Source organism: Roseomonas genomospecies 6 (assembly GCF_008365375.1).
Taxonomy (GTDB): Bacteria; Pseudomonadota; Alphaproteobacteria; order Azospirillales; family Azospirillaceae; genus Azospirillum.
Genome location: NZ_QOKW01000014.1, coordinates 117844 through 134075 on the forward strand (window position 1 = coordinate 117844; position 16232 = coordinate 134075).

Genomic DNA, 16232 nt, shown 5'->3' on the forward strand with positions numbered 1-16232 from the left:
CCGGTTCGGTCTTGCGGTGCGGATGCCGGGGCCGTCTGCGGCTTCGCCTGGGGTGGATCGGGCGGCGGGTCAGGCGGCGGTGGCGGTGGTGGCGGTGGCGGTGACGGTGGAGGCGGCGGGGGGATCGGGCCGAAAGCAGCGCAGCGAGATCACCCCCGCGGCCCCCATCTGAATCTCCGCCTGAATGCCCTTGCCGAAGACGGGGAAGAGGCAGGAGGCGCCGTCCTGTCCCATGATGCCGCGCTGCGGCGGCGTCGCCGACAGCAGGGCCTGCGCCCCGGCCAGATAGCTGGTCACCAGCACCCGCACGGCGTCGCCGGTCTCGTCCCTGAAGGCGGTGTCGCGGACGACCTGCAAGGCCCCGTCGGACAGGCGGGCGAAGCCGATCACCCGCCCGCGCTTCTGCCAGTTGGAGACGGCCATCGCCACCTCCGCCGGGGCGGCCAGCGGGCCGACCTGCGGGCATTCCAGAAAGCCGAACAACTGCGGCAGGATGGTTTCCAGCGCAGCGGCGGCCCTCTTCTTGCGGTCGTCCGGCGTGGCGGTCAGGGCGCCGAGCCGGTTCACGTAGATCAGGTAGAACTGATAGTAATCCGCGAATTCCTGCACGGTCCGCGCCTGATCCACCGCGAAGGCGGCGGCTTCCTTCTGAAGCTCGGGGTTGGCGGTTCCCTGGCTTTCCTTGCGGTAGAGCAGCTCCTGCACGGCCAGTTGCTCGTCGAAGCCCATGAACTGGAAGACCGGAGCCCCGGAGACCCCCAGCCCGTCGAGGAAGGACGCGCCGGCGGCGAAGTCGTCCTGGGTCAGCAGATTGTGGTCCGCGAGGATGCGCTTGACCTGGGCCGAGACCGTGGCGCTGGTGTTGCCGGATTCGGCGTCGGCCAGCGTGCGCAGGCTGTCCACCCCCAGAGTCATCAGCTTCACCGGGCTGACCATCAGCTTCATCGTGGGCAGCAGGGCCAGCCGCGTCGCGTGAAGACCCTGCTGGACCTGCTCCACCAGGGTGCTCTCGTCCGGGAAGTCGTAGCGCGGACCGGCGTTGCTGATGGCCCAGTCGAGCCACTCCGACCCGCCATCGATGAAGGCGAGCGCAAGCCGCCCCAGGTCGGTCAGACCGGCGCGGTTCTGGATCATCTTTTTGGCGACAGAGACGGTCATGGTGGGGACACCTGCGTAAGGGTCAGCTTGAAGGGAAGCTCTTCAGGACCGTGGAGGCCGCGGTACCGATGCTGGAGAAGTCGCTGGCGGCGCTCGTCATCATTCCCTGCGCCTGGGTCAGGGCGGTGACGTATTTGGGGTCGCCGGTCGCCAGAAGCTGCGCCATCGCCACGCCGATCGCCGTGGTGGCGATGGTCGAGACGTTGCGCAACGTGTCCGTCGCGTCCTGCACGGCCATGGCCGTGGACTGGGCGACCGCCTGATAGGCCTTTCCCGCGCCGCTGGCGGTGATGACCTGCTGGCTCATCGTCGCCGTCTGCGTCTGGTTTATGACGTCAATGATCTGGGCATTGACCTTCGTGGGCTCCGACATGAAGGCTCCTTGGTCGTTGCGGCCGGGGAGGCCGGGCGCTGTGGGTTGGGCGCGGCGTCAATCAGGCCGTGCCGCCGGAGACGGTGCTGTTTCCGGTACCGCCGGAGACGGTGCTGTTTCCGGTGCCGCTGGAGACGGTGCTGTTTCCGGTGCCGCTGGAGACGGTGCTGTTCCCGGTACCGCTGGAGACGGTGCTGTTCCCGGTGCCGCTGGAAACGGTGCTGTTTCCGGTGCCGCTGGATACAGTGCTGTTCCCGGTACCGCCGGTGACCGTGGAGGGCAGCGTGGTGAGCGAGGTCGTCAGCAGCGGGGTCAGCGGCTGCAGGGGCGCCGCATTGCCTCCGGAAGTGGACGAGCCCGAGGGCGGGGGCGGCGGCGTGGTGGGGAAGGGCACGGACAGCATCTTGGCGCAGGCGGCGGTGACCGCGGCGGAATTGACCATGCCGGCGTTCTGCTGGCGGTGGACGGCGTTGTGCATCGCCATGCCGAGCGTCTCGACCATCACGGCGTCGAGCATCGCGAAGGACTGCGCGGGGGACTGTCCCGTCAGAAGCGTGACGATGTCCGACGTCGCGTCGATCACCTGCGTGTTCATGGTGCCTTCGTCGCTCATGATTGTGCGGTTCCCTTGGTGATGATCAGCGTGAGGACCTGGGCGAGCGCGGCTTCGGTGATGACCTGGGCGCGCTGCTGGTTGGCGACGGCGTTCTGCATGGCCAGGCCGATGCTGTCGGCCATGGCGACGTAGGTCATGTCCATCGCCAGGGATGGGGTCAGGCCAAGCGGTATCGCCGTGTTCGCCGCGACCGATCCGGCAGGGCCGGCGGAGGCTCCGTCGGGCATTCGCGAACTCCTGCGGACACGGTCCTATGCGCGACCGGGCGCTTCAACCTGCGATGGGGGCCTGTAATGGAGGCTGCGGCGGAGGCCGCCCCCGGTTTCCCGGAGGCGGCCCGCCGTCTCTCCTTAGGAGAGGCCCAGGATCTGGGTGGTGGCGACGCCGGTCGAGGCCGTGTCGACCGAGTACAGCGTCGACAGGCCCTGCGTGGTGGCCGCCTGCATCACCACGTAGGACTGCTGCTGGTTGTTCGTGGCGTTGTGGGCCGCGTTCGACAGCGCCTGGCTGGTGGCGACGAACAGGTTGCCCATCGCGACGGCCGGGGCGTCGCCCAGGACCTTGGTGTTGACCTGGGAGACCGAGTCCGTGATCTGGTTGTTCAGGGCGGTCGGGAAAGCCATCGTGTTTGCTCCTTACATCGGATGTTGCGTTGGTTCGAGGCCAAAGCGCCGGCGGCGGGCGGCGGACGGCGGCGGGTGCCGCGTCCGCCGTCCGGTCAGCCGAGGAGCTTCGACGTGGCGGCGCCGGTGGTCGCGGTGTCGATGGAGTAGAGCATCGCGACGCCGGTCGTCGTGGCGGCCTGCGCCGTGACGTACATCTGCTGCTGCGCCAGGGTCGCGTTGTGGGCCGCGTTGGCCAGCGCCTGGGCGGTGGCCTGATACAGGTTGCCCATGGCGATCGCCGGCGAGCTGCCAACGACCTGGACGTTGCTCTGGGCTACGGAATCGGTGATCTGGCTGTTGACTGCCGTCGGGAAAGCCATCTGACGTTATTCCTTGGCGAATGGTTCGGGATGGATGGTCGGCGGCCCGTTCCGGGCGCCCGCTGGCGCCCGGAACGGGCCGGTCGGCTCATCAGGCTCCCAGGATCGACTTGGTGGCGACGCCGGTGGAGGCGGTGTCGATCGAGTAGAGCGTGGCGACGCCCATGGTGGTGGCCGCCTGCATGGTCACGTAGGACTGCTGCTGGTTGTTCGTGGCGTTGTGGGCCGCGTTGGCCAGCGCCTGGGCCGTGGCCTGGAACAGGTTGCCCATGGCGATCGCCGGGGCGTCGCCCAGAACCTTGGTGTTGGCCTGGGTGACGGAATCGGTGATCTGGTCGTTCACGGCGGTCGGGAAAGCCATTTGTTCGTCCTCGTCGGTTGTCTGACGCCCGCCCGCCGCCCGTCATGGAAAGGCGGGGTGGCGCAGTGGGGTTGGATCGGGGTTGGATCGGCAGTGGCGCGGCGGGGACGGCTTACGAGCCGAGGCCCTTGACGCCGGTGCTCAGGATGCTCTTCGTCGCCACGCCGGTGGTGGCGGTGTCGATCGAGTAGAGCGTGGCCACGCCCTGGGTGGTGGCGGCCTGCGCGGTCACGTAGGACTGCTGCTGGGCGTTGGTGGCGTTGTGGGCCGCGTTGGCCAGCGCCTGGGCCGTGGCCTGGAACAGATTGCCCATGGCGATCGCCGGAGCGTCGCCCAGAACCTTGGTGTTGGCCTGGGTGACGGAATCGGTGATCTGGTCGTTCACGGCGGTCGGAAATGCCATTGTCTTTCCTCACTGGTGGGGCCGGTTTCAAAGGCGGCCGCTGGTGGCGTCGATCGTTCACACAGCCGCATGCGACCATGGGGTGCGCGAACGGCGGACCATGCGACTGTAGCGATGTGGTGCGCGGCGCGATTGGTCTATCCGGCGAAAGAATCCGGCGCATCGCGCGAATTTTGTGCGCATGGGTTGCGCCGGGCGCGCCGATGCGGGGAAAACGTCGTTGCCCCGTCGGGACGCGCTCGCACCCGCGGTGCGGCGGATGGCGCGCGGCGGATGGGCATGGCGAACGATCCTACGCCGCTCTATTCTTGCTCTGGTCTTTGATGATACTGTCGCCGGGGAATGAAATCCGGAAGGTGTCCAGCGTGTCCAAGAAGTGTGCAGTATCCGTGCCCGCCGACACTGCCGTTGCAACAAAAGAAGCCAAAAGGGCGTCTCACAGCGCATTTGATAATGCGCAGGGGCAGCTCTTCGGCATCATCATGACCGCGTTCGGGATTTCCATACTGCATGCCGCCGGGTTGATCACCGGGCAGGCGGCGGGGCTGTCCTTCGTCATCGCCTACGCCACGGGGCTGGAGTTCGGCCCGGTGTTCTTCGTCGTGAATCTGCCCTTCTACGCGCTGGCGCTGGCGCGCATCGGCTGGCGCTTCACCGCGAAGTCGCTCCTGGCGGTGACGAGCATCTCGGTCCTGACCACGCTGGCGCCGCAGGCGATCCGCTACGATGCGCTGCATCCCTATGTGGCGGCGGTTCTGGCGGGCTTCTGCATCGGCATCGGGGTCATCGGCCTGTTCCGCCACGGCTCCAGCGGCGGCGGGGTGGGCATTCTCGCCTACTACATCCAGGAGAAGACGGGATTCCGCGCCGGCTGGCTCCAGGCCATGTTCGACGTGGTGATCTTCTCCATGGCGGTCTTCGTGATCGACGGGAAGGCGGTGCTGGCCTCCATCCTGGGGGCGGCGGTGCTGAACGCCTTCGTCGCCTTCAACCACCGGACGGACTGGTACGTGGCCCGCTGACCGCGAGGGGGCTATTCCCCCGCCGCGGCCTTCAGAAGGGTGATGCTGATCCGCCGGTTCTGCGGGGCCAGCGGGTTTGCGGCGTCGAGATGGTCCAGGTCGGCGCGGCCCTCCACCCGGACGATCCGCCGGGCCGGCACGCCCGCGGCGATCAGCTCGCGGCGGGCGGCGTTGGCGCGGTCGCTGGACAGTTCCCAATTGCCGTACTTCGCCCCCTCCGCATAGCCCAGCGCGTCGGTGTGGCCGGTGATGCTGAGGCGGTTGGGGGACGACGCGACGGCCCCGGCGACCAGCCGCATCAGGCGCCGCCCCTGCTCGTTCATCTGGGCGGAGCCGACGTTGTACATCGACACCTTCGCCTGATCGGTGAGTTGAACGCGCAGGCCCACGGACGTCTGCTCGATGACCACGCTGGCGGCGAGCGCTCCCAGCTCCGGCATGGTTTCCAGCGCCGCGCGGAGGTCGCGCTCGGCCTTCTCCAACCCCTGCCGTTCGGTCAGGGCCGCCGTCTGGCGGTCGAGCAAGGCCTCCAGCTCCGCCCGCGCGTCGCGGTCCGACTGGTTCCTGCCGCCGGGCGGGTGGGGCATCGGGTCCTTGCGCCCGGCGGGCTCGCGGTCGCTCTCGCCCAGCGAGGCCACCACGGGCGGGGCGGCCACCGGCACGCTGTGCTCCCCCGGCGCGTTGGGGGTGGAGAGCGATCCGGTCTGGTCCACCGCCCGCCCGGCCAGCATGCCGTCCGCGCCCGAGTTGGACTGGGACAGGGCCACCGGGTTGAAGTAGTCGGCGATGCCCTTGCGCTGTTCCACCGTGGTGATGTTCATCAGCCACATGATGAGGAAGAAGGTCATCATGGCCGTCACGAAGTCGGCGTAGGCCAGTTTCCAGGCGCTGTTGTGCTCCTCCTCCTCCTCGCCGTGGCGGCGCTTGACGATGATCGTCGGCTCGATGCGCTTGCGGGCCATGGCGGGGCCTCCCTCAGGCGGTCTGGCTCGCCTCGCGGGCCTTCGCCTGCGAGGAGAGGGTGGTGGCGACCTCGACCTCGGCAAGGCTCGGCTGGGTGTCGGCGAACAGCACCTTGCGGGCGAACTCCGCGCAGACCTGCGGAGGGCTGCCGCGCAGATAGGCGCCGAGCGCCGCGCGCACGCAGATGAACAGGGTCAGCTCCGCCTCGCGGCGCTGGCGCGCGGCGGCGGCGATCGGGCCGACCAGACCGTAGGACAGCAGAACGCCCAGGAAGGTGCCGGTCAGCGCCCCGCCGATCATGTGGCCCAGCACCTCCGGCGGCTCGCTGATCGCCCCCATGGCGTTGATGACGCCCAGCACGGCGGCGACGATGCCCAGGGCCGGCAGCGCGTCGGCCAGATTCTGCAACGCCTTGGGCACCTGGTTCAGCTCGCGCCCGATGGTGTCGATCTCCTCGCTCATCAGCGCTTCCAGGTCGTGCGGGTTGTCCTGGCCCAGCGCGATCAGGCGCAGATAGTCGCACAGGAAGGTGACGCAGCGCGGCTGGCGGAAGACGGAGGGATACTGGGCGAAGATCGGGCTGTCCTCGGGCTTGTCGATGTCGCTTTCGATGTTCGACACGCCCTTGGACTTGGCCTGCCGCAGAAGGACGTAGAGGAGGGAGATCAGGTCGAGATACTCGTCCTTGCTGGTGTGCCGCCCGCGGGCCACCGCGCCGATGGTGCGCATGGTCGCGCGCAGCACCGGCATGGAGTTGGCGATGACGTAGCCGCCGATCCCGGCACCGACGATGATGACGATCTCCACGGGCTGCCACAGCACGCCCATCCGCCCGCCCATGGCGGCGAAGCCGCCGAGCACGCTCAGGAAGACCGCGACGATTCCGAACAGCAAACGCATGATGGTTAGTCCTCCGGCTCGGCCGAATGATGAGGTCGGGCTCAGGGAGCCGTCTTGTTGGGCTGCGGGCTTCCGGGCGCCGTCCACCGGCGCACCATACCGGCCAGCGCGTCGGCGGCGGCGAGCTGCCCGCCGACCGTGGCGCTGGACAGCGGCTTGCCCGCCGGGTCCGCCGGGGCGGCCAGCGCGTCGAGAAGCCCCGCCCAGCGGGTGCCGGCCAGCGCCTTGCCGTGGCGCTCCGCGGCGGCGGTCACCGCCGCGTCGTCGCCCGCGCGGAAGGCGGCCAGCGCGTGATGGGCGATGTCGTCCGGCATGGGGGAAACTTCGATCAGTTCGGCGTAGGCGGCGCGCGCCGCCGGCCATTCGCCGGCCCGGAACAGGCTGTCCGCCCGGATGCGCGCCGCTTCGGGACCGGTCAGGCCGCGCAACGCGTCGAAGGCGCGCATCGCCTCGCCCTCCGCGGCGAAGGCTTCGGCGCGCAGCAGGGCGCGCCGCTCGGCAGCCTGGGCGTTGGTGGCTGGGGCGTCCGTCACGGGACCGGCGGTGTGGTCCAGAACGGCCAGCGCCTCCGCCCCGCGCCCGGCGTCCAGGAGCACGCGGGCCAGCTCCAGCCCGATCTCGGTGCGCTGCGCCCCGCGCGCGGTCTCGGCGAGGCCGTGCAGCAGGCGTCCCGCTTCCAGCGTGAAGCCGCCGCGGGCCAGCACCCGGGCCAGCCGCCGCTGCCGCGTGCCGGACTCGTCGTCCGTCATCGCCACCGTGCGGCCATGGCGCACCTGGAGGGCCAAGGCGTCCAGCGTGGTCCCCGGTGTCGTCTCCAGATGGCCGATCACCGCGTCCAGGAGCCCGCGCCCGTTGGTCAGGGCCGCGCGCCCGCGCGCCGTCGCTCCGAAGCGGCGGCCCAGCAGGCCGAAGATGTCGAGCGCCGCGTCGATCCGCCCGGCGCGGGTGTAGGCGGCACCCAGGGCGGCCAGCGCGTCCGTCTCCACATCGCCGCCGCGCCAGGCGTAGCGCAGGCTTTCCAGCTCCGCGATGGCGCCGGGATCGTCCAGAGCGCCGCTGGCGAGCCGCAACTCGATGGAGCGCACCTGCGCCCGGTGGCCATAGAGATTCGGCAGCGCGGCGGCGCGCTTGTAGTGGGTCAGCGCGTCCGCCGCCTCGTTGTGCAGTTCCGCCAGACGCCCGCGGAAATAATCGAGCCGCCCGTCCGTGGAGCCGATGCCGTCCAGGGTGATCATCTCCAGCACGATCAGGTTCAGCGCCGGGCCGTCCGCCGCCTCTCCCGCCGATTCGGCCAGCAGGGTCAGCAGCCGTCCGCGCAGGTCGGCGGGGTAGGAGAGCAGCCGCTTCAACGCGATGGGCAGGCCCGTCTTCGCGTCGGTCCAGCGGGTGGGGGCGAGCGTGACGCTGCGCCAGACGTGATGGTCGGCGGCGGCGGGGGTGGGTGCACTGCGCACGAACTGGCTGTCGTCCGGATCGGCGGTGCCGTCCAGCGCGCGGAAGGCGTCGCGCAGCAGGCGCAGCTCGTAACGCTGGTCGGGTCCCGGCGTCAGGCTTTCCGCGGCGTCCAGGGCGGCGCGGCCCTCCTCCGGCAGGGCGCGGGCCAGCGTGAAGCGGGCCATGGCGAGCAGCGCGTCCACCCGCGCGCGGCCCTGGCTTTCAGCGATGCGCTGCTCCAGATGCTGCTTGCGCGCGGGGAAGTCCTCGCCGGCCCAGGCGTCCAGGTCGAAGGCGCGGATCGCCGGATCGGCCTGGGCCACGGGAGTGACGGGAGCCGCCGGTGGCGGCGGTGCGGCGGGAGCCGCCGGTGGCGGCAGTGCGGCGGCCACCGTCCTGGCGGGTTCCAGCTTCGCTTCCGGCTTTGGTGGCGGCGCTTCCGGGACCGGTGCCTGCACGATGGGCTTCGCCTGCAAAATGGGCTGCGCCTGGGCGTTGGCGACCGGGCTTAGCCGCTCGGCGAGGCGGATGGGTGCCGGTTCGGGCACCGGTTCAGGAGCCGGCGGCGGCACGATCACCGGGAAGACCGACGCGCCCGGCGCTTCGGCCAGCAGGGAGGTTTCGGCTGGGGCCACCGTGCCGGGCTTGCGCGCGGGGCGGGGCGGGTCGGCCACGTCGATAAAGGTGATCCGTTTCTCCCGGCGCACGGTGACGCGGGCGCCGCAGGGCCAGTCCATGGTCAGGCCGCGCCCATCCTCCGCCGTTTGGAAGCCGGTCAACCGCCGGGAATAGGTGCCGTTCAGCGTCTCCAGCGGCCAGGGAACCGCCTGCGGGAAGGCGATGCGCCCGCCGCAACTCCCCACCTCCACCGCCGGAGCGCCCTGCGCGTTGACCAGCGCCAAGCGCGAGAAGTCGGCGTGGTCGCCCGTCTGCACGGTGATGGGCTCGGCGGCGCTTGCGGATGGCGCAGTCAAGGCGGTGGTGACCAACAGCAGGGCCAGGGAGATGGACACAGACACGGACGAGGACCGGCAGGGATGCATCGCGACTGTCCCAAATTTTATCTAAATCGGAGCAAAATCTCCCAAGACACCGGCCAGTTCCCATCGCGGCGCCTCAGTTGAAACCCGGCTTTAAACTGCATCACCTAGGTTAAGGCGGCGTTCAAACTGAAGGTGTCCGGCGATGGAGAATCCCCTTTACATCGGATTGTCGCGGCAAGTGGCGCTGCGCCGGCAGCTCGATGTCGTGGCGAACAACATCGCCAACATGAACACTGCCGGATTCCGCGGCGAACGCATGCTGTTCGAAGCGGCGATGGAGCGCGGCGGCATGAAGCCGTCCGACAAGATCGCCTTCACCATCGACCGCGCCACTTACACCGACTTCACTGCCGGGGGGCTGAAGCCGACCGGCAACCCCTACGACGTGGCGCTGGACGGCGACGGCTGGTTCCAGGTCCAGACGCCGGACGGTCCGCGCTACACCCGCGACGGGCGGATGCGGCGCGATGTGGACGGGCAGCTCGTGAACGCCGGCGGCTTCCCCTATCTGGACGACAACCAGCAGCCCATCGTCATCCCGGCGGACCGCAGCCGGATGGAGATCGGCACGGATGGGCTGGTTTCCGCCGACAACGAGATGATCGCCCGGCTGCGCGTCGTCCGCTTCGAGAACCCGCAGGCGCTGGCCCAGACCGGCGACGTGCTGTTCGACGCCGGGGACGCCCAGCCGCTGCCGGCCCCCGACGCCCGCCTCGTCCAGGGCAAGCTGGAGCAGTCCAACGTCCAGGCCATCGCCGAGATGTCGCGGATGATGGAGCTGACGCGCGACTACCAGTCGGTCACCCGCATGATGGACGACGGGCAGGATCTGCTGCGCTCCGCCATCAACCGCCTCGGCAAATCCGCTTAAATCAGGAGATTGCGTCCATGCGCGTGCTCAGCATCGCTTCGACCGGCATGATGGCCCAGCAGTTGAACGTCGAGGTCATCTCCAACAACATCGCCAACATCAACACCACCGCCTTCAAGCGCGGGCGCGCCGAGTTCCAGGATCTGATGTACCAGTCGGAACGGCGTCAGGGCAGCCAGTCCACCGACGCCGGCACCATCATCCCGACCGGCATCGAGGTCGGCCTGGGCGTTCGTCCGGGGGCCGTCAACCGCATCAACACGACCGGCAACCTGACCTCCACCGGGAACGAGCTGGATCTCGCCATCGAAGGGCGCGGCTATTTCAACATCCGCATGCCCGCGGGGGAAACCGCCTACACCCGCGCCGGGGGCTTCAAGCTGTCGCCGGAAGGGACCGTCGTGACCAGCGACGGCCACCCGGTGCTGCCGGAGATCACCGTTCCGCAGGGCACGCGGGAAATCGCCGTGAACAGCTCCGGCGAGGTGCAGGCCTTCGTGGACGGGCAGACCCGCCCGCGCGTGCTGGGCCAGCTCGTGATGACCGTGTTCGTCAACGAATCCGGGCTGGAGGCGATGGGCGACAACCTCTACCGCTCCACCCCCGCCTCGGGCGAGCCGCAGGACGGCACCGGCGGGCAGGCGGGCTTCGGCACCATCCGGCAGAAGTATCTGGAATCCTCCAACGTCAACGTCGTGCAGGAGATCACCGAACTCATCTCCGCCCAGCGCGCCTACGAGATGAACGCGAAGGTGGTCGAGGCCGGCGACCAGATGGCCTCCACGCTTTCCAACATGCGGTGACCGCCATGCGGCGTTCCGTCTTCCATTGGGCCGCCTTCGCGGTCGCCCTGCACCTGCTGTGGTCGCCCGCCCGGGCGGCCACCCTGTCCGACGGGGAAGGCGCCGTGGAGGCGCTTCTGGCGCAGGAGCTGGCGGCCTCGCTCGGCCCGGCGGTGCCGGCGGACGCGCGGGTGTCGGTGGTGCTGACCGTGCCCTTCTCCGGCCCGGTGGAGGCGGTGCGCGACCTGTCCTACGACCCGCGCGGCGGCTTGATCCGCGCGCTGGTCAGCAGCAACGGGCGCATCGTCGAGGTCAAGGCCAAGGCCGACGTCATGGTGGAGGTGCCGGTGCCGACGCGCCGCATCCTGCCCGGCGAGGTGATCGCCGACAGCGACCTGACCACCATCCCGATGCCATTGGAGCGGCTGAACGGCGCCGTCGTCACCTCCCGCGACGCTCTGGTCGGGCTGGCCAGCCGCCGCCAGCTTTCCGCCGGGCGGCTGATCCAGACCTCCGCGGTCGGCGCCCCGCTGGTGGTTCAGCGCAACAAGCCGGTCAGCCTCGTCTATGAGGACGGTCCGCTGCAACTGATGGCGCGGGGCCGCGCCCTTCAGGACGGCGGGGTGGGGGAACTGGTGCGGGTGATGAACATCGCCAGCAGCATCGTCGTCACCGGCACCATCACCGGGCCGCAGACCGTCACCGTCTCCGGGCCGCCGGATGCGGTTTCCGAGAAATTCTGAGTCCAGTCACCTGGGTTCAATCGAGGACACCTCCATGCGCACGCTCCCGCCCCGCATCCTGCTTCCCTTCCTCGCCCTGACGGTGGCGCTCGCCGGTTGCGGGCGGCTGGCCGACGTGGGGCAGGCGCCGCGCCTGTCGGAGATCTCCAACCCCGCCATGGCCCCGGAAGCGCGCGTCATCTCCATGCCGATGCCGCGCCCCAACATGAACGAGCAGGTGCCGAGTTCGCTGTGGCGCACCGGGTCCCGCGACTTCTTCCGCGACCCGCGGGCCAAGCAGGTGGGCGATCTGCTGACCGTCATCATCAACATCGCCGATCAGGCGCAGTTGCAGAACCAGACGCAGCGCCAGCGCTCCAACGCCGAATCGGCGGGGGTGCCGAGTTTCTTCGGGCTGGAGTCGCGGCTGCCCGCGGTGCTGCCCGATGCGGTGAATCCGTCCAGCCTCGTCGATCTGGACAGTTCCTCCTCCTCCTCCGGGACCGGAACGATCCAGCGCAACGAGCGCATCGCCATGCGCGCCGCGGCGGTGGTGACCGAGGTGCTGCCCAACGGCAACTTCGTGATCGCCGGGCGGCAGGAGGTGCGCGTGAACTACGAACTGCGCGAGATGCGAATCGCCGGGGTCATCCGTCCCGAGGACATCACCAACGTGAACACCATCGAATACGACAAGATCGCCGAAGCGCGGATCACCTACGGCGGGCGCGGCCAGATCACCGACGTGCAGCAGCCGCGCTACGGCCAGCAGGTGTTCGACATCATCATGCCCTTCTGAGCCGGGGGAGCACGCGACCATGCCGCAACGTCCCGGAGCCAGCCGCTTTTCCGTCTTCGTGCTCTGCGCCGCCCTGGCGGGTGCCGCCGGATACGGCATCGGGCGCCTGCAACTGACGCTGGGCGCCGGGGAGACGGTCGCGGCGGAGCAGTCGCAGGCCGGAGCCGCGCCGGAAGCGCTCACCGACGGCCCCGGCCCCTTCTATGTGGAGGTCGGGCAACTGATGGTGCCGGTGCTGGTGGAGGGCCGCACCAACGCCTTCATCCTGACCCAGATCACCCTTCAGACGGGCAGCGTCGATCAGGCCAACCGGCTACGCCGCCATCTGCCCCACGCGCGCAACGCCCTGCTGCAGGCCCTGTTCGGAATGGCCGGTGCGGGCGCCTTCGACGGCCCGTCGGTCGATCCCGCCGCCGTCGCCAAATCCCTGAAGCAGGCCGCCGCCGAGCAGTTCGGCCCCGACCTTGTGCGCGGCGTGCTGATCGACCGCCTGATGCGCCAGGAAAACACCCGCCTGTAGCGCTTCCCTTCATCCCCTCTCGCGCCTCTCGCGCCCGCTTGCGGGCGCTGACGGCGTCAGGCGGCCTTTGGCCGCCGAGAGCCCCGGGAGAGGGAAGACTTATGTGCGGCAAAACGTCCGCAGCGACGAAAGTACCGGTACCAAGGGCTGGTATCGGTACCGTCACTTGACCTCGGTCAAGCCACTTCCGGCGCGAAAGGATGAAGCTCTGCCGTGACACCGTTCGATCAATCCATGGGATCGCCATGAACGCGCCGCCCGCCCATACCGCCGACACAGCCGCCCCGACCCGCCGTTTCGAAGGGCTGGTCTTCTTCTCCCTGTCCATCCTGATCTGGCCGTTCCTGGCGATCGGGCTGGTCGGAGCCTACGGTTTCTCCGTCTGGATGTACCAGATCCTGTCCCACTCCGGCGGGATGTGAGGCGGCCATGCCCGAACTGCACATTTCCAGCCTCGTCATCCAGCACGCGCCGGACCGCACCGCCGCCCTGAAGGAGGTGGTCTGCGCGCTCGACGGCGCCGACTGGCACGCCTCGGAAAACGGCAAGGCCATCGTCACGCTGGAAACCGCGACGGAGGCCGAGGTTCTGGACCGCATCGCCGACATCAACGCCATGGCGGGCGTCCACACCACCACGCTGGTCTACCACCACTACGAGGACGCCGAGCGCTGCGCGGAGCCGATGCCCGCCGACACCGCCCTCGTCCCGCACACCCACTGACGCCCGTCCAAGAAGACGACCCGCCCCAGGAGGCACCCCCCTATGTCCCTGACCCGCCGTGATTATCTGAAGGTTCAAGCCGCCGTGACCGCGGCGGCGGCGGCTGGTGTGAGCCTGCCGTCCGTTGTCCAAACCGCCGAGGCCGGCGTCCTGCCGGCCGGCGCCGACGCCAAGCTCACCTGGTCGAAGGCCCCTTGCCGCTTCTGCGGCACCGGCTGCGGCGTCATGGTCGGGGTGAAGGAGGGGCGCATCGTCGCCACCCACGGCGACGTGAAGGCCGAGGTCAACCGCGGCCTGAACTGCGTGAAGGGCTATTTCCTGTCCAAGATCATGTACGGCGAGGACCGGCTGACCCAGCCGCTGCTGCGCATGAAGGACGGCCAGTTCCACAAGGAAGGCGAATTCACCCCGGTCACCTGGGATCAGGCCTTCGACATCATGGCCACCAAGTGGAAGGACGCCCTGAAGAAGAAGGGTCCGACCGCCGTGGGCATGTTCGGGTCCGGCCAGTGGACGATCATGGAAGGCTACGCCGCCTCCAAGTTCATGAAGGCGGGCCTGCGCTCCAACAACCTGGACCCCAACGCCCGCCACTGCATGGCGTCGGCGGTGGTCGGCTTCATGCGCACCTTCGGCATGGACGAGCCGATGGGCTGCTACGACGACATGGAGCAGGCCGACGCCTTCGTGCTCTGGGGCTCCAACATGGCGGAGATGCACCCCATCCTGTGGACCCGCGTCACCGACCGCCGGCTGAGCCATGAGAGCTGCAAGGTCGCCGTCCTGTCCACCTACGAGCACCGCAGCTTCGACCTCGCCGACATCGGGATGGTGTTCACGCCGCAGTCCGATCTGGCGATCCTGAACTACATCGCCAACCACATCATCAAGACGGGCCGGGTGAACCAGGAGTTCATCGCCAAGCACGTCAACTTCAAGCGCGGGCGCGACGACATCGGCTACGGCCTGCGGCCCGAGCATCCGCTGGAGAAGCAGGCGAAGAACGCCGCCAAGGCCACCGAGTCCGACCCGATCTCCTTCGAGGAGTTCGCGAAGTTCGTCGAGCCCTACACGCTGGAGAAGGCGCACGAGCTGTCGGGCGTGCCGAAGAACCGGCTGGAGGCGCTGGCCGAGCTGTACGCCGACCCGAAGGTGAAGGTCATGTCCTTCTGGACCATGGGCTTCAACCAGCACACCCGCGGCGTCTGGGCCAACAACCTCGTCTACAACATCCATCTGCTGACCGGGAAGATCAGCCAGCCGGGTTGCGGCCCCTTCTCGCTGACCGGCCAGCCGTCGGCCTGCGGCACGGCGCGCGAGGTCGGCACCTTCGCCCACCGCCTGCCCGCCGACATGGTGGTCACCAACCCGGAACACCGGCACCACGCCGAGGAGATCTGGAAGCTGCCGGACGGCACGATCCCGGACAAGGTCGGCTATCACGCCGTGCTCCAGGACCGCATGCTGAAGGACGGCAAGCTCAACGCCTACTGGGTCCAGTGCAACAACAACCTGCAGACGGCGCCGAACACGGCGAACGAGACCTATCTGGGCTACCGGAACCCGGAAAACTTCATCGTCGTGTCGGACGCCTATCCGACGGTGACGGCGCTCGCCGCCGACCTGATCCTGCCGACCGCCATGTGGGTCGAGAAGGAAGGCGGCTATGGCAACGCGGAACGCCGCACCCAGGTCTGGCACCAGCTCGTCGCCGCGCCGGGCGAGGCGCGCTCCGACGTCTGGCAGGTCATGGAGTTCTCCAAGCGCTTCAAGATCGAGGAGGTGTGGCCGGAGGAGCTGATCGCCAAGAAGCCGGACGTGCGCGGCAAGACCCTGTACGACGTGCTGTTCTGCAACGGCCAGGTCAACGCCTTCCCGCTGTCGGACTGCGACCCGGCCTATGAGAACCAGGAGTCGAAGCATTTCGGCTTCTACGTCCAGAAGGGCCTGTTCGAGGAATACGCCGCCTTCGGGCGCGGCCACGGCCACGACCTCGCCCCCTACGACCTGTACCACCAGGAGCGCGGCCTGCGCTGGCCGGTGGTGAACGGCAAGGAGACGAAGTGGCGCTACCGCGAGGGGTTCGACCCCTACGTCCCGGCGGGCGAGGGCGTGCGCTTCTACGGCAACAAGGACGGCAAGGCGAACATCTTCGCGCTGCCCTATGAGCCGGCGGCGGAATCGCCGGACAAGGACTACCCGTTCTGGCTCTGCACCGGCCGCGTGGTCGAGCATTGGCACTCCGGCTCCATGACGTTGCGCGTTCCGGAGCTGCGCAAGGCCTTCCCCAGCGCCGTCGTCTTCATCCATCCCGACGACGCCAAGGACCTGAACCTGCGGCGCGGGCAGGAGGTGCGCGTGGCCTCCCGCCGTGGCGAGGTGCGGGTGCGGGTCGAGACGCGGGGCCGCAACAAGCCGCCGCGGGGCCTCGTCTTCGTGCCCTTCTTCGACCACACGGTGCTCATCAACAAGGTGACGCTGGACGCCACCGACCCGCTGAGCAAGCAGACCGACTTCAAGAAATGCGCGGTCAAGATCATCCCTGTCGCGTGAGGAA

At 69.0% G+C, this 16232-nt stretch carries 20 protein-coding genes; 9 read left to right on the plus strand and 11 right to left on the minus strand.

Annotated elements, in window-relative coordinates:
- Positions 1–69: 69 nt before the first annotated feature.
- From DS843_RS18210 to DS843_RS18245, 8 genes are all read right to left on the minus strand, one after another.
- On the minus strand, positions 70–1158 hold the full coding sequence (locus DS843_RS18210) for a hypothetical protein (RefSeq protein WP_208852272.1): 1089 nt from the start codon (positions 1156–1158) through the stop codon (positions 70–72).
- 22 nt (positions 1159–1180) lie between these two features.
- The gene (locus tag DS843_RS18215; protein ID WP_149470281.1) at positions 1181–1531 is read right to left on the minus strand and encodes a hypothetical protein; all 351 of its coding nucleotides are present in this window, start codon (positions 1529–1531) and stop codon (positions 1181–1183) included.
- A gap of 61 nt (positions 1532–1592) precedes the next feature.
- Entirely contained in the window at positions 1593–2144 is a 552-nt protein-coding gene (locus DS843_RS18220; RefSeq protein WP_149470282.1) for a RebB family R body protein, read from the minus strand.
- The gene (locus tag DS843_RS18225; protein ID WP_149470283.1) at positions 2141–2374 is read right to left on the minus strand and encodes a RebB family R body protein; all 234 of its coding nucleotides are present in this window, start codon (positions 2372–2374) and stop codon (positions 2141–2143) included. The genes DS843_RS18220 and DS843_RS18225 overlap by 4 nt, the downstream gene beginning before the upstream one ends.
- 123 nt (positions 2375–2497) lie before the next feature.
- The gene (locus DS843_RS18230; protein WP_094305774.1) at positions 2498–2770 is read right to left on the minus strand and encodes a RebB family R body protein; all 273 of its coding nucleotides are present in this window, start codon (positions 2768–2770) and stop codon (positions 2498–2500) included.
- A gap of 95 nt (positions 2771–2865) precedes the next feature.
- Positions 2866–3132 carry a RebB family R body protein gene (locus tag DS843_RS18235; RefSeq protein ID WP_014200161.1) on the minus strand — a complete coding sequence of 89 codons (267 nt, stop codon included), beginning with the start codon at positions 3130–3132 and terminating at the stop codon, positions 2866–2868.
- 91 nt (positions 3133–3223) lie between these two features.
- Positions 3224–3493 (minus strand): RebB family R body protein, encoded by a 270-nt coding sequence (locus tag DS843_RS18240; protein ID WP_145626298.1) that lies wholly within the window; start codon positions 3491–3493, stop codon positions 3224–3226.
- Between the two features lie 112 nt (positions 3494–3605).
- A complete protein-coding gene (locus DS843_RS18245) occupies positions 3606–3896 on the minus strand; it encodes a RebB family R body protein (RefSeq protein ID WP_145626299.1) in 291 nt (96 codons plus the stop codon).
- Between the two features lie 323 nt (positions 3897–4219).
- Here DS843_RS18245 and DS843_RS18250 point away from each other — a divergent pair, with 323 nt between their 5' ends.
- Positions 4220–4918, plus strand: a complete 699-nt coding sequence (locus tag DS843_RS18250) for a YitT family protein (RefSeq protein WP_475849234.1) — start codon at positions 4220–4222, stop codon at positions 4916–4918.
- Positions 4919–4929: 11 nt separating this feature from the next.
- Here the strand turns inward: DS843_RS18250 and DS843_RS18255 are convergent, their stop codons facing one another.
- The 3 genes from DS843_RS18255 to DS843_RS18265 are packed head-to-tail and all read right to left on the minus strand — an operon-like array spanning position 4930 to position 9234.
- Positions 4930–5880: a flagellar motor protein MotB gene (locus DS843_RS18255; protein WP_149470285.1), complete on the minus strand. Its 951-nt coding sequence runs from the start codon at positions 5878–5880 to the stop codon at positions 4930–4932.
- 13 nt (positions 5881–5893) lie between these two features.
- Positions 5894–6781, minus strand: a complete 888-nt coding sequence (motA, locus tag DS843_RS18260) for a flagellar motor stator protein MotA (protein WP_149470286.1) — start codon at positions 6779–6781, stop codon at positions 5894–5896.
- Between the two features lie 41 nt (positions 6782–6822).
- The gene (locus DS843_RS18265; protein WP_286192170.1) at positions 6823–9234 is read right to left on the minus strand and encodes a hypothetical protein; all 2412 of its coding nucleotides are present in this window, start codon (positions 9232–9234) and stop codon (positions 6823–6825) included.
- A 166-nt stretch (positions 9235–9400) separates the two neighbouring features.
- On the opposite strand from DS843_RS18265, the gene flgF reads away from it, so the two are divergent.
- From flgF to napA, 8 genes are all read left to right on the plus strand, one after another.
- Positions 9401–10129 (plus strand): flagellar basal-body rod protein FlgF, encoded by a 729-nt coding sequence (flgF, locus tag DS843_RS18270; protein ID WP_149470287.1) that lies wholly within the window; start codon positions 9401–9403, stop codon positions 10127–10129.
- 17 nt (positions 10130–10146) lie between these two features.
- Complete coding sequence (gene flgG, locus DS843_RS18275) at positions 10147–10932, plus strand: flagellar basal-body rod protein FlgG (protein ID WP_149470288.1); 786 nt, start codon at positions 10147–10149, stop codon at positions 10930–10932.
- A 5-nt stretch (positions 10933–10937) separates the two neighbouring features.
- A complete protein-coding gene (gene flgA / locus DS843_RS18280; RefSeq protein ID WP_286192171.1) occupies positions 10938–11654 on the plus strand; it encodes a flagellar basal body P-ring formation chaperone FlgA in 717 nt (238 codons plus the stop codon).
- Positions 11655–11688: 34 nt separating this feature from the next.
- Entirely contained in the window at positions 11689–12432 is a 744-nt protein-coding gene (flgH, locus tag DS843_RS18285; RefSeq protein ID WP_149470290.1) for a flagellar basal body L-ring protein FlgH, read from the plus strand.
- Between the two features lie 19 nt (positions 12433–12451).
- Complete coding sequence (locus DS843_RS18290) at positions 12452–12952, plus strand: hypothetical protein (protein WP_149470291.1); 501 nt, start codon at positions 12452–12454, stop codon at positions 12950–12952.
- Positions 12953–13197: 245 nt separating this feature from the next.
- A complete protein-coding gene (locus tag DS843_RS18295) occupies positions 13198–13374 on the plus strand; it encodes a periplasmic nitrate reductase, NapE protein (protein ID WP_149470292.1) in 177 nt (58 codons plus the stop codon).
- Positions 13375–13381: 7 nt separating this feature from the next.
- The gene (locus tag DS843_RS18300; RefSeq protein ID WP_149470293.1) at positions 13382–13675 is read left to right on the plus strand and encodes a chaperone NapD; all 294 of its coding nucleotides are present in this window, start codon (positions 13382–13384) and stop codon (positions 13673–13675) included.
- 42 nt (positions 13676–13717) lie between these two features.
- On the plus strand, positions 13718–16228 hold the full coding sequence (napA, locus tag DS843_RS18305; protein WP_149470294.1) for a nitrate reductase catalytic subunit NapA: 2511 nt from the start codon (positions 13718–13720) through the stop codon (positions 16226–16228).
- Positions 16229–16232 lie beyond the last annotated feature (4 nt).